Below are 13,564 nucleotides of genomic sequence, written 5' to 3' on the forward strand. Positions count from 1 at the left end.
CGATACGATTATGAGAGAAAATGATATGTTAGAAAAGGAGGAAATTTTTTCAAAAGTTTTAAGAGCTGGAAGAAGAACCTATTTCTTTGACGTAAGAGCTACCAAAGCTGACGATTATTATATTACAATAACAGAAAGCAAAAAATTCACCGAAGAAGACGGATCTTTTCACTTCAAAAAACACAAAATCTATTTATACAAAGAAGATTTTACCGCTTTTTCAGAAATTTTAGAAGACATGACTTCTTACGTTTTAAACCACAAAGGTGAAGAAGTAATTTCAGAAAGACACCAAAAAGATTTCAAAAAAGAATACGCTTCAGAAAAAGTAAATGAAGATATTATTCCAAATACATCTAGTTTTACAGATATCGAATTTGACGATATTTAATCAACAAGAAACACCAAATTAGAGAGTCCAAAAATCACTTGATTTTTGGACTTTTTTTATACTTAAAACAATCAAAAAACATTATCCCCAGTAAATTTATTTTTCACTAAAAAAACATACTGATTATCAATTATTTAAAAGTAATCAAGCATAATAATTTTGTACCTTTAGAGATAATAATTTAAATCCATTCACAATGAAAATGTTAATTAATGTTATCTTCCCCATTGAGCCTTTCAATTCAATGGTTCGAAATGGTACAGCTGGCGAAACCATTGGTCGCGTTATCGATGATATAAAACCAGAAAGTATTTATTTTTCAGAACAAGATGGAAGCAGAGGTGCAGTTATGATTGTAGAAATACCAGATGCCTCAAGTATTCCAGCGATTTGCGAACCTTGGTTTTTAAATTTTGAAGCACATTGCGAAATCAGAATCGCAATGACCCCCGAAGATTTGATGAGAGCTAACCTCAACAAACTAGCTGAAAAATGGAGTGATGTTCATGCCAATTAAAAAGAGCGTACCATTAACTAAATACCATTTATGTAAATAAAATAATCCAATCTACTCGTTCTTTTAAACTATTTTATATCCACAAATGGTATAAAAAAACCTCTCCATTAAGAAGAGGTTTCGTTTTTATATGAAGATCTGATCCTAAAAATCAAATAATTCTATAGTGATTTCCTAAACGTTTTTCTTCGGCAATGAACAACTGGGTCAAAATTTTTCCAAATCAACTGAATGGCTAAATTATCAGACAACTCGGGAGTTCTATAGCAATAATTAATCCCTTTTGCAGTAAAAGTTTCGTAATACTCTTTAAAAATTACAGCAGTCACACCTTTATTTTGATAATCAGGACGAACACCAATAAGATAAAAAACAACATCCTTGCTATTACGTCTTGCGTTTAATAAATGTAAAAATCCAAAAGGGAACAATTTACCATTGGCCTTTTGAAGTGCTTTCGAGAAACTAGGCATCACAATCCCAAAAGCGACTAGATTTCCATCCTTATCTTCAATGTATTTTATGTATTCAGGATTGATGAAGCTGATGTATTTTTTCTTGAAATATTCTTTTTGAATATCCGTTATTGCCACGAAAGAAGACAACTTAGCGTAGCTCTCATTAAACAAATCAAACATTTTATCCACATAAGGCATCACATCTTTAGTCGATTTAAAATTGATTGGTTTTAGTTCATATCGTTTTTTGACCAATTCGGCAATTTTTTCAAAAAACTCAGGTTTCGCATTTGCAAAAGGGAATTTATTCTCCATAAATTCTTTTTCGGTTACATAACCCAATTGCTCAAAATGCTTTGCATAATAGGGATGATTGTACCAGGTAACCATAGTTCCCAATTCGTCAAAACCTTCGGTCAAAACCCCTACTTTATCCAGATTTGAGAACCCCATAGGCCCTTCTACATACTCGAGATTGTGCTTTTGTCCCATTTCATATACTTTTTCAAGTAATGCCTTAGTTACTTCGATATCATCAATAACATCAAACCAACCAAAACGGACTTTATTCTTTTGCTGCTGATTCACCTCATCCCAATTGATAATGGCAGCAATCCTCCCTAAGATTTTATTATCTCTATAAGCCAAATAAAAGTTGGCCTGAGCGGTATTGAAAGCAGGATTCTTGTCTTTATCAAACGATTCAAGTTCATCAGCAATTATTGGCGGAACCCAATATTGGTTTCCTTTGTATAAAGAAAATGGGAATTTTATAAACTCTGTTAACTCGCTTTTGGTTTTGGCTTCTTTTATGGTAATCATTTCTATTCTATCGGGAGTTATTACTTCTTCTTTTTAAATAATCTAAAACCTTTTTTGGTTTTGGTCTTTTTCGCCACTTCTTCGGCTTGTTTTTCTTCTTTTGACAAAAGGTGTACTTCTTTATATCGGCCATCATAGCGCCATGACAATCCTACACCTCCATAAAGGATCGAAGGAGTATCTTTGAAATTGGTACTTATGGAAGCATCAACCTGCAAATTTCTATTAATCAAATAGGCTGCTCCGCCACGAACGATGGCATCGCTATAAAAATCGCTTTTTATCCCTTGATTTTCAGCAAATGCCGACCAATGTTGATTAATTCCTTTTGTTAAAGTCACAATATAACTCAAACTAGGATAATCAGTAGTAACGTAATTGTAAATAATATTGGCTACAAAAACCCACGAACCATCTCCTAAATGGTTTTGCAAAATCAAAGCAGCTTTTGGTGATATTTCAGATTTTGATCTCCAATAAAATGGATTGTCCTTTCCAGTAAAATTAGCCCCTCCAAAAACAGCAACAGCAGGGATTAATTGGTGCCAATCGAATTTATGATTAGCTTTCCAACTGTAAATATTCGCCTCTCTTTTATATCCTTTATTTGGGTCATAAATCAAATATTTTGCTCCCAAGACAGATTGTTTAAAATCGGCACGATCATCAACCTGCATTGGATAAGTAAATGTTTCGTACAGGTATTGAACATCGGCAATAAATTCTAAATTCTCAAGAAAAGCACCATATCGCAATTCTACATCTACTCCAAATCCATTGGCATCGTATTTCAACAAATTATGGTTTTCAGTGATACCAAACACACCTGATTCTACTTGAAAGACTGTTTTCCCAACTGCGAAAGCCGACATGGATTCTCCTGGTCTGTTCGAATTAATTTCGTCTGTGTGCTGCCCGTAATGAATTGTTGGGATTAAAAAAATGAATGCAAAAAATAACGTTTTGATAGTAGACATACTGTGTAATTTGAGTGAAAAGCTATAACGCATTCCAAATGTACTATATTTTATTGTAACTATCATTTGGTTAAAAAAATCTTAGAATATTCATTTTGAAAAATAGTAGCCACGAATTCACGAATTTCCCCCTACGAATTCTGATTCAAAAAATCGATTAATTCTCGGGTCGCTTTTCCTCTATGGCTTATGGCATTTTTGGTTTCCAATGAAAGTTGGGCGAAAGTTTCCCGATATCCTTCGGGCCTGAAAATTGGGTCATAACCAAAGCCATGGTTACCGCTTTTTTCTAAAGTAATTTCTCCTTTGGCAATTCCAGTAAAAAGATATTGTTTTCCTTTCAGATTCAAAGTAATAACGGTTTTGAATTGGGCATTTCTATTGGTTGATTTTTCTAAATTTAAAAGTAATTTATTCATATTATCCTCAGCCGACTTTTGCTCTCCGGCATATCGAGCCGAATAAACTCCGGGTTCACCATTTAAAGCTTCCACTTCAAGTCCTGTATCATCGGCGAAACAATCATAGCCATATTTTTCCGTTACATAATTAGCTTTCATAATCGCGTTTCCCTCAATGGTATTTGCAGTTTCAGGAATATCTTCATGGCAACCTATACTTTCCAAACTAATAATTTCGATGCTTTCCGGAAGCATACTTTGTATTTCCTTTATTTTATTGGCGTTGTTCGTAGCAAAAACGATTTTCATAGGTAGGTGTTTATTGTTTTTTTTCGAATACAAATGTATTGGTTTATTACGCTTTAAAAAACAACTGATTTATTAACAACTCTCTTTTCAGCAATTAAATATACCGATTTCCTATTAAAAAACCACGAAGTTAAAACTTAGTTAAAATACTGTTTTACAGTATTTTAAAAATAATAAAATTGTAAATTTGGATGTCGGTTCTGATTAATTACTTGAGCAATATAATATCACAAATATTTCAATATTAGAAAAAGTATTCTCAATAGTCAGCTATACAGAATTAGGGTATAAGTTAGATAATGATAAATCAGAACTTACAAATTGAAGGGCTAGAAATAAGCCCTTCTTTTTTTTTCCTCACCCCCAACCCCTCTCCTTCGGAGAGGGGAGCCAAACGCCATTAACCTGAACTTGGTTATTCTCCACAAACATAAAACTGCTAAGTTAATTTAAAGTTAAAGTACTCCTTAACAACAACTTAAACCAATAATTATCATATCTTTGAATATGGTTTTGATTGATTAAGTATTTGCGTAAATACCGAAATATGGAGGATTATTTATTAATCAACTAAAGGGTAAGATAAGTGGAATATTGGTAAATCAAAGTCAATAATTGGAGGGCTGTAAAAAGCCCTCCTTTTTTTTGTGCTTTTTTTAAGAGCCTGTTTAAGTGTAACGCAATCGCACATAAACGTGTTTAATTCCTTTTTTATCAGAATCCCTTTCGTCTATTTCGAGTATATCAGTAAGGGATTTGAGCAACGGGGTGAGTTTGTTGAAACCGTAGTTACGGGGATCAAATTCAGGTTTTTTCTTTACGATCAGATTTCCCACATCACCGAGGAAAGCCCAGCCGTCATCATCACAAATGGCATCGATAGTATCTTCAATCAACTCAATGGTTTTGGCGTCAATTTTTACAGTAGTTTCTTTTTCGGTAGCTTTCTTGTTGTCTTTTATCTCAGCGGCAGAAGCCGAAGCCGATTGCTTTGGTTTTTTCTTTTTGATGGCACCTTCCAAAACCTCTATAAAAATAAATCGGTCACAGGCCACAATAAAAGGGTTAGGTGTTTTTTTCTCGCCTATACCAATCACTTTCATGCCCGATTCACGCAAGCGAATAGCCAGTCTGGTGAAATCGCTGTCACTGGAAACAATACAAAAACCATCCACTTTGTCCGAATAGAGTAAATCCATCGCATCGATTATCAATGCAGAATCGGAGGAATTTTTCCCAACCGTATAACTGTATTGTTGAATTGGTGTAATGGCATGTTCGAGCAACACTGATTTCCAGCCGTTGGCATTCGGTTTGGTCCAATCGGCATAAATCCGCTTAGTGGTTGGTGTTCCGTATTTGGCAATTTCCTCCATCATTCCTTTTACGTTGCTGTAAGGAACATTGTCGGCATCAATAAGTACAGCAAGTTTTAATTCTTTTGAATTTTGGGACATACCTTCTTAAATTATTCGATTATTGGATTGTTGATTTTAATATTTCAGATTATCATTAAAATTATTATTCTCATTTTCGATAAAACCTCTTTCAAATATACATTTTTTTATCGAAAATGTTCAAGTCTCCGGTCCTAGCCCTGATGGAAATGAAAAGCCTCGAGGAAATAAACCTATTTTTTCTAGTGCCGCGAGAGCGACTTCCTCACCCCCAGCCCCTCTCCAAAAGAGAGGGTAGCCAAAAGCTCCTTGCGGCACTATAGAAAAAAAAGTTTATGACTGAGAGCTTGCAATGGACAGCAGGACACGAGCAAAGCGAACTGACGAAGTAAATAGCTCCTCACTCTCACTTCTCTAAAAATGATTTCATTAGTCATCAAAATAACTCTATTTTAAAAAAATAAATATACTTTCAAGACGCCAATACATTATAAATAATTATTTTTGCTCCCGATTCCGAGACATCGGAACAGACTTAAAACAAATAGTAGAAGAAATATATTTAGGAAATGGTAAAAGATTTATTCGAAAGAATTCAAAACAATAAAGGACCTCTAGGAAAATGGGCTTCACAAGCAGAAGGATATTATGTTTTCCCAAAATTGGAAGGAGATCTAGGGCCAAGAATGAAATTTCAAGGAAAAGATATTTTGAACTGGAGTTTGAACGACTATTTAGGTCTTGCAAACCATCCTGAAGTTCGTAAAGCCGATACTGATGCTGCTATACAGTTTGGTGCTGCTGCCCCAATGGGAGCTCGTATGATGAGCGGTCACACCAAATACCACGAGCAATTGGAACAGGAATTGGCTGCTTTTACAATGAAAGAATCAGCTTATTTATTGAATTTCGGTTACCAGGGAATGGTTTCTATCATCGATGCTTTGGTTACAAGAAACGATGTGATTGTATATGATGTTGATGCTCACGCTTGTATTATCGACGGTGTTCGTTTACACAGCGGAAAACGTTTTACGTACAAGCACAACGACATCGAAAGCATGGAGAAAAACTTGGCACGTGCTACAAAACTAGCCGAAACAACTGGTGGTGGTATTTTATTTATCACCGAAGGTGTTTTTGGAATGCGCGGACAACAAGGAAAATTGAAAGAAATTGTGGCGATGAAAGAAAAATACAATTTCCGTTTACTTGTTGACGATGCACACGGTTTTGGTACACTTGGAAAAACAGGTGCCGGAGCCGGTGAAGAGCAAGGTTGCCAAGACGGAATCGATGTTTACTTCTCGACTTTTGCCAAATCAATGGCAAATATCGGAGCTTTCGTTTCTGCAGACAAAGACGTTATCGATTATTTGAAATACAACTTGCGTTCGCAAATGTTTGCCAAAGCTTTACCAATGATCCAAACTATCGGTTCGTTGAAACGTTTGGAATTGTTGCGTCAATCTTCGGAAATCAAAGACAAACTTTGGGTAAACGTAAACGCATTGCAAAACGGTTTGAAACAAAGAGGATTCAACATTGGTGACACCAACACTTGCATCACTCCTGTTTACTTGGAAGGAAGTATCCCGGAAGCGATGGTCATGGTGAACGATTTAAGAGAAAACTACGGTATTTTCTTGTCGATCGTGGTGTATCCGGTAATCCCGAAAGGAATCATTTTATTGCGTATGATCCCTACGGCTTCTCACACTTTGCAAGACATTGACGAGACTTTGTCAGCTTTTGAAGCTATCCGTGAGAAATTAACAAACGGTACTTACAAAGAAATCGCAAGCAAAACAACTGTTGACATGGAAGCTTAACAATAAGCAACCTTACATATAAAAATCCATCGGTCAAAAGGCTGATGGATTTTTTTTTTTTGGAGCAGAACATTAGTGCGGTTCATCAAGTTCAGTCCCGCTTTTCGTTACAATCTCTTGTGCCGAACGCCGGCACAAGAGGATTTTCTCTGCAATCGGGGCTATTCTACAAGTTTATATTTTCATAAGAACCAATGCAAACAACGTATAAAAATTCTGTACTTTTATGAGCCTAAACCAAAAATGAAAAATGAAAAAAATTCTTCTTTCGTCATTACTGCTGTTTTTCGTAACAATAATCACAGCCCAAAAAACAGAATACACCACAGTTACCAACATACCTTATTACAGCGAAACAATAGCCAAAACAGATTCGTACATTAAAGAACGTTGCGTACTCGATATCTATTACCCAAAAAATATCAAAGGTTTTACCACTGTGATTTGGTTTCATGGCGGCGGTTTAACCTCCGGCAATAAAGAACTTCCAGAAGGATTAAAAGACAAAGGCTTTTGTGTCGTTTCAGTAAATTACAGACTATCACCAAAAGTAAAAGCAGAAAAATGCATTGAGGATGCAGCCGCAGCAGTAGCCTGGACATTCAAAAACATTGCATCTTACGGTGGCGATAATTCCCTGATTCTGGTTTCAGGACATTCGGCCGGTGCATTTTTGACATTGATGGTAGGTTTGGAAAAAAAATGGTTGAAAACCTATGAGATTGACGCTAATTCTATTGCAGGATTGATTCCGTTAAGTCCCCAAACCATTACCCATTTTGAAATCCGAAAAGAAAGAGGTATCCCTGAAACACAACCTATAGTCGATGAATTTGCACCGCTGTATCACGTTCGCGCCGATGCCCCTCCATTATTGCTAATTACTGGCGACAGAGAAAAAGAAATGTTGGGTCGCTACGAAGAAAACGCCTATATGGCACGAATGATGAAAATTGCCGGGCATACACAAACCACTCTATACGAATTACAAGGCTTTGGTCACAATATGACGGAACCTGCTTTCCCTATAGTCGTTCAAGAAATTAAAAGAATTACAGCGTTAAAAAAGAAATAAAAATGACTCCACATTTATTAATCATTCCCGGACTTGGAGATTCAAGCGAAAAACATTGGCAAAGCTTTTGGCTGCAAAAATTCCCCAATTCCACCAAAGTTATTCAAGACAATTGGGACGAACCCCAGCTCAGCGAATGGCTTGACCGTCTTTCAGAAACTATCAAAAAAACAGAAGAACCAACTATTCTAGTTGCTCACAGCTTGGCGGTTTCACTTGTAATGCACTGGATTTCAAAAAATAACAATCCAAACATTGTTGGTGCAATGCTAGTTGCCCCCGCCGATGTAGATTCTCCGGAACACACTCCTGATTTTCTGAGACACTTTTCCCCTATTCCAATCCAAACTGTGCCTTTTCCTACGCTAGTTATTGGAACCGAAAACGACACTTATATGTCGCTTGAAAGAGCCAAAGAATTGGCTACTCACTGGGGAAGTGATTTTATAAACATTGGACAAAAAGGACATATTAATTCAGAATCTAATCTGGAATATTGGGAAGAAGGACAAAATTATTTACAACAACTAATAGCAAAAATTAAAGGCTAAAATGACAAATCCAATAGTATCTGCACAATGGCTGCACGAACATTTAAACGATTCAAATCTTATAATACTCGAAGCACGATTGGAACAAAACCAAGCTAATTTGGTAAATCAAAATCCTAGCTTACAAATAAAAGGTGCTCGCTTATTTGATATCAAAAATAATTTTAGCAACACAAGTAATCCGTTGCCAAACACTTTTCCGTCAGACGAACAATTCACTTCTGAAAGCCAAAAATTAGGAATCAACTCGGATAGCACAATTGTGGTATATGATACTTTGGGAATTTATTCCAGTCCCAGAGCCTGGTGGATGTTCAAAGCGATGGGACATCCAAAAGTTTTTGTTCTAGACGGCGGACTTCCGGAATGGATTAAAGAAAGATTCCCAACCGAAAAGCAACAACAAACGACTTACTCAAAAGGCAATTTTGTGGCAAAATTTCAGCCTGAATTAATTAAAAACAAAGAACAGATACTGGAAAACATCTCTACTAAAAAAGCCGTTCTCATGGATGCGAGATCAGCTGACCGATTCCACGCCACCCATGAAGAACCTAGAGCCGGATTAAGAAGCGGACATATTCCGGGTTCTATTAATATTCCTTTCACCGAACTGCAGCAGGACGGAAAATTCAAATCAAATGAAGAATTGAAAGAAATCCTAAAACTAAACGATCAACCTTTATATTTCACTTGTGGTTCGGGAATTACAGCCTGTATTGTCCTTCTCGCTTGTGAATTGATTTCGGACAATCCAAAAGCCGTTTACGATGGTTCCTGGACCGAATGGGGTTCAACTGATTTGCCTATAGAATAATAAAAAGGGGATTCTGTTTTTGATAAACGAATCCCCTTTTTATTACAAATTAATGAATCATTCCACCGCCACTTTATACGTTGGATCCTCCAAAATATTCACATCAATAACAGCATCTGCATTTTGCAATAACTGTCTGCAATTGGGGCTTAAATGACGTAACCGAATCGTTTTATTCATATTAGCATATCGTTCCGTAATTTTATTCAGTGCATCAATGGCACTCATGTCCATAATTCGGCTTTCCTTAAAATCAATCACAACCTCATCAGGATCGTTGGCAATATCGAATTTTTCGGCAAATACAGTCGTGGATCCAAAGAAAAGCGGGCCGTATATCTCATAATGCTTCACTCCGTTTTCGTCAATATATTTTCTTGCCCGAATTCTTTTGGCACTTTCCCAAGCAAAAACCAAGGCCGATATAATCACGCCTATCAAAACGGCCAATGCCAAATTATGCAAAACAACCGTTATCAAAGCCACGGTTACCAACACAAAAATATCATGTTTGGGCATCTTATTGAAGATTCGGAAACTAGCCCATTCAAAAGTCCCGATTGCCACCATCATCATTACCCCAACTAAAGCGGCAATTGGTAACTTTTCGATTATGGGAGCCCCAAACAATATAATCATCAAAATTGTTATTGCAGCAATGATTCCGGACAATCGTGCCCTCGAACCTGCAGAAATATTAACTAGTGTTTGTGCAATCATCGGACAGCCGCCCATTCCAAAGAAAAAACCATTTAAAATATTGGCACTTCCCTGTGCAATACATTCTCTGTCGCTATTCCCTTTCGTATCCGTTAATTCATCCACTAAATTCAGCGTCAACAATCCTTCCGTCAAACCGACTCCGGCCATAATTAAAGCATAAGGAAAAACAATCTGTAACGTATTAAAATCAAAAGGGACATTTGGAATATGAAAGGGCGGAAAACCACCGCTGACAGAAGCAATATCCTTAACTGTTTTTGTGTCAATACCCAATACCAAAACCAATATAAAAACCACAAAAATAGCCACTAGCGAAGCCGGAATCTTTTTAGTCAATTTTGGAAAACCTTTCACAATGGCTATCGTCAGGGCAACCAAGCCCAACATCGTCAACAATGAATCTCCGGAAAGCCAAACACTTTCACCATTGACAACCGTTTTAAACTGTTCTATTTGCGACATAAAAATAACAATCGCCAATCCGTTTACAAAACCATACATAACGGGTTGTGGTACCAATCGGATGAATTTTCCTAATTTGAACAAACCGACAACTATTTGCAAAACTCCCGCCAAAGCAATTGCGGCAAAGACATAATCCAATCCATTAGATTTCATTAAGGCAATCAAAACGATAACCGTTGCCCCCGCCCCACCGGAAATTAAGCCAGGTCTTCCTCCAAATATGGCCGTAACCAACCCCATTATAAAAGCAGCGTATAGCCCCACCAAAGGAGGAAAACCGGCAAGTATGGCAAAAGAAAGCGATTCGGGAATCATCGTCATCGCAACGGTAAGCCCTGCCAAAATTTCAATTTTATAATCTACTTTTTGATTGAAATTGAACAAATTAAAATATCGTTTCATAAATTGAAAATACTGTTGTTTTTTTTGAGAAGTGCAAAAATAGGCTTTTAAACATGAATTCAACCCGAAAATTAACCCGAGCCGTAATCCGAATATCTTTTTTAAACAATAAACGACAAAAATCAATTATTACAGCCTACCAACCTAAAACGACTACATTCTTTCCCCTTACCAAAAAAAATATAAACAACTAAAAAACAGACTTATACATGACTAAAATCATTAAAAAATGAGTTAAATTCACTAACTTTACATGTTTTTTTATGCTTTTTTATTTCTCAACATTTAAAGAAAGATAATCATGAAAAGAAATTTATCCATTATGTTGGGAGGAATCTTTGCACCCTTCCTATTGTCATTTGGCGCCAATGCGCAGGATTGGAAAAACGTGAATCCAAAAATGAACCATATTTTGGCAGACACCACTTTCCTACGAGCTACTGAAGTGATACTTCAGCCAGGAGAAAAGAGCGACATGCACACACATCCCGCCCATTTCGTTTATGCACTTACTGATGGAAAATTAATTGTCCACTACAAAGATGGCAAAACCGAAACCATAGAACTTAAAGCCGGTATGTCTGCAGTGAGCGCTCCTGAACGACCACACGTTTCTGAAAATGGAGGTACCAATACAATTAAATTTCTGTTGGTAGAACTAAAAGAACATCCTTATGTTGAACCCAAAACCAAGAAAAAATAAACCATTCATTCACAATTCCACCCCAAAACGAAAGTAACAGCAATACATTTGACACAAATAGAAATTTGACCCTAGGTTTCTTTTTGTGCCAATTTGTAAAATTTATAACCTATTAATATTTAAATGAGAACAATTGCATACATAGGAACCAGCCTTGATGGTTTTATCGCCAGAAAGAATGGCGAAATCGATTGGTTAATCCAATTTGACAGCGAAGAAATCAATCAAAGCTACGCAAAGTTCAGCAGTGGAATTGACGCTATACTGATGGGAAGCGGAACTTTTAAAAAAGTACTCACTTTCCCCGATTGGTTCTATCATCAAAAAGTTTTTGTGTTAAGCTCGCAGATCAAAACAGTACCAGACAATCTAAAAGACAAAGTAACAATTCTTTCCATGCCTCCAAAACAAGCACTCATTTACCTATCCGAAAAAGGATATTCCAACATTTACGTTGATGGAGGAAAAGTGATACAAAGTTTCCTAAAAGAAAATTTGCTTGACGAACTTATAGTCACAAAAGTTCCGATGCTTATCGGCAATGGCATTCCCCTGTTTGGGGAACTCGACCATGATATTCCTTTGGAACACCTAAAAACAAACCTCTTTGCAAATGGACTCGTCATGAGCCACTACAAAATTAACAGACATAATAACCCTTAAATTACAATAAAATGATACCTCAAATCACCATTGAAGAAGACCAAAACATAAAAACCAAAGTCATGGAAAATATAAAATGGGAAATAGACCCTTCACATTCAGAAGTGTTTTTCAAAATCAAACATCTGGAAATTGCGACTTTAACAGGGCGTTTTGACGAAATAACCGGAACAGCGGAGGCAGAAGATGATTTTGAAAATGCATTATTTTCGTTTACCGCAAATGTAAATTCAATTGATACTAATGACAAAAAAAGAGACGATCACTTAAAAAGCGCTGATTTCTTCGATGCCGAAAAGTTTCCAAAAATTACTTTCAACTCGACTAAATTCAAAAGAATTGGCGACAAGACTTTTGAAATACTCGGCAAATTTACCATAAAGGGAATCACAAAACCAACCATTTTACATATCGATTATGGTGGTAGCAATGTTGATCATTGGGGAAACACAAAAGCCGGTTTAAAAATAAAAGGAGTAATCAATCGCAGGGACTATGGCTTGATTTGGAATGCCGCAATCGAAAGTGGTGGTGTTTTGGTCAGCGAAGAAGTAAGGATAAATGCCAATATTCAATTAATTAAGAATCAACATTAATCAACCTATTCGCAATCCATTTTCTATTTTAAAATCGGGAGCCAATAAAATAACGTCGCCCTCCTCACCTAAAGCGCCCAATACCAGACATTCGCTCATAAACTTCCCAATTTGCTTTTTGGGAAAATTAACTACTGCAACAATTTGTCTTCCAATTAAATCTTCTTTGGAATATCTTTTGGTTATTTGCGCCGATGTTTTTCGGATTCCAATGGCGGATCCGAAATCTATCGTTAGCTGAAAAGCGGGTTTTCGTGCTTCGGGAAAATCATTGACTTCGAGTATGGTTCCCACACGCATTTCGACTCTTTCAAATTCTGACCAGGCTAAGTCCATTCTTTTTAAAGTTGCTGAGTTACTGAGATTCTAAGATACTACGTTTATTGTTAAGTTACTGAGATAATAAGCCTCTAAGATGCTAAGTTTTTTTTGCCAACCTAGAAACTCAGATTCTTAGCATCTTTA

Annotated in this window: 15 protein-coding genes; 9 read left to right on the forward strand and 6 right to left on the reverse strand. The window is 36.4% G+C overall.

Features of this window, described 5'->3' with window-relative positions; genetic code table 11:
• The first annotated feature begins 10 nt into the window (after positions 1–10).
• Both OZP12_RS17170 and OZP12_RS17175 read left to right on the forward strand, forming a co-directional pair.
• Positions 11–391 (forward strand): PUR family DNA/RNA-binding protein, encoded by a 381-nt coding sequence (locus OZP12_RS17170; RefSeq protein WP_281226305.1) that lies wholly within the window; start codon positions 11–13, stop codon positions 389–391.
• Positions 392–587: 196 nt separating this feature from the next.
• Positions 588–908 (forward strand): panthothenate synthetase, encoded by a 321-nt coding sequence (locus OZP12_RS17175; protein WP_281226306.1) that lies wholly within the window; start codon positions 588–590, stop codon positions 906–908.
• A gap of 161 nt (positions 909–1,069) precedes the next feature.
• Here OZP12_RS17175 and OZP12_RS17180 read toward each other — a convergent pair whose 3' ends face one another.
• The 4 genes from OZP12_RS17180 to OZP12_RS17195 all read right to left on the reverse strand — a co-directional run bounded on the left by OZP12_RS17180 (position 1,070) and on the right by OZP12_RS17195 (position 5,332).
• Positions 1,070–2,188: a GTP cyclohydrolase gene (locus OZP12_RS17180; RefSeq protein WP_281226307.1), complete on the reverse strand. Its 1,119-nt coding sequence runs from the start codon at positions 2,186–2,188 to the stop codon at positions 1,070–1,072.
• 20 nt (positions 2,189–2,208) lie between these two features.
• On the reverse strand, positions 2,209–3,165 hold the full coding sequence (locus OZP12_RS17185) for a transporter (RefSeq protein WP_281226308.1): 957 nt from the start codon (positions 3,163–3,165) through the stop codon (positions 2,209–2,211).
• 131 nt (positions 3,166–3,296) lie between these two features.
• Positions 3,297–3,875, reverse strand: a complete 579-nt coding sequence (locus OZP12_RS17190; RefSeq protein WP_281226309.1) for a non-canonical purine NTP diphosphatase — start codon at positions 3,873–3,875, stop codon at positions 3,297–3,299.
• A 668-nt stretch (positions 3,876–4,543) separates the two neighbouring features.
• Complete coding sequence (locus OZP12_RS17195; protein ID WP_281226310.1) at positions 4,544–5,332, reverse strand: NYN domain-containing protein; 789 nt, start codon at positions 5,330–5,332, stop codon at positions 4,544–4,546.
• A gap of 509 nt (positions 5,333–5,841) precedes the next feature.
• Here OZP12_RS17195 and capB point away from each other — a divergent pair.
• From capB to OZP12_RS17215, 4 genes are all read left to right on the forward strand, one after another.
• Entirely contained in the window at positions 5,842–7,104 is a 1,263-nt protein-coding gene (capB, locus tag OZP12_RS17200; protein ID WP_281226311.1) for a cysteate-C-fatty acyltransferase, read from the forward strand.
• Between the two features lie 250 nt (positions 7,105–7,354).
• The gene (locus OZP12_RS17205; RefSeq protein ID WP_281226312.1) at positions 7,355–8,179 is read left to right on the forward strand and encodes an alpha/beta hydrolase; all 825 of its coding nucleotides are present in this window, start codon (positions 7,355–7,357) and stop codon (positions 8,177–8,179) included.
• A 2-nt stretch (positions 8,180–8,181) separates the two neighbouring features.
• Entirely contained in the window at positions 8,182–8,730 is a 549-nt protein-coding gene (locus OZP12_RS17210; protein WP_281226313.1) for an RBBP9/YdeN family alpha/beta hydrolase, read from the forward strand.
• 1 nt (position 8,731) lies between these two features.
• Positions 8,732–9,547 carry a sulfurtransferase gene (locus tag OZP12_RS17215; protein WP_281226314.1) on the forward strand — a complete coding sequence of 272 codons (816 nt, stop codon included), beginning with the start codon at positions 8,732–8,734 and terminating at the stop codon, positions 9,545–9,547.
• A gap of 57 nt (positions 9,548–9,604) precedes the next feature.
• Here OZP12_RS17215 and OZP12_RS17220 read toward each other — a convergent pair whose 3' ends face one another.
• Positions 9,605–11,137: a SulP family inorganic anion transporter gene (locus OZP12_RS17220; RefSeq protein ID WP_281226315.1), complete on the reverse strand. Its 1,533-nt coding sequence runs from the start codon at positions 11,135–11,137 to the stop codon at positions 9,605–9,607.
• Positions 11,138–11,438: 301 nt separating this feature from the next.
• Between OZP12_RS17220 and OZP12_RS17225 the strand changes: the two genes are divergently transcribed.
• The 3 genes from OZP12_RS17225 (at position 11,439) to OZP12_RS17235 (ending at position 13,099) form a co-directional block, all read left to right on the forward strand.
• Positions 11,439–11,840, forward strand: coding sequence for a cupin domain-containing protein (locus tag OZP12_RS17225; RefSeq protein WP_281226316.1), 402 nt, complete (start codon positions 11,439–11,441; stop codon positions 11,838–11,840).
• A 123-nt stretch (positions 11,841–11,963) separates the two neighbouring features.
• Positions 11,964–12,503 (forward strand): dihydrofolate reductase family protein, encoded by a 540-nt coding sequence (locus OZP12_RS17230; protein WP_281226317.1) that lies wholly within the window; start codon positions 11,964–11,966, stop codon positions 12,501–12,503.
• 11 nt (positions 12,504–12,514) lie between these two features.
• The gene (locus OZP12_RS17235; RefSeq protein ID WP_281226318.1) at positions 12,515–13,099 is read left to right on the forward strand and encodes a YceI family protein; all 585 of its coding nucleotides are present in this window, start codon (positions 12,515–12,517) and stop codon (positions 13,097–13,099) included.
• On the opposite strand, the gene OZP12_RS17240 is transcribed toward OZP12_RS17235, so the two are convergent.
• On the reverse strand, positions 13,100–13,435 hold the full coding sequence (locus tag OZP12_RS17240; RefSeq protein WP_281226319.1) for a tRNA-binding protein: 336 nt from the start codon (positions 13,433–13,435) through the stop codon (positions 13,100–13,102).
• Between the last annotated feature and the right edge of the window lie 129 nt (positions 13,436–13,564).

Origin of the sequence: Flavobacterium aquiphilum, from assembly GCF_027111335.1 — a bacterium.
GTDB classification, from domain to species: domain Bacteria; phylum Bacteroidota; class Bacteroidia; order Flavobacteriales; family Flavobacteriaceae; genus Flavobacterium; species Flavobacterium aquiphilum.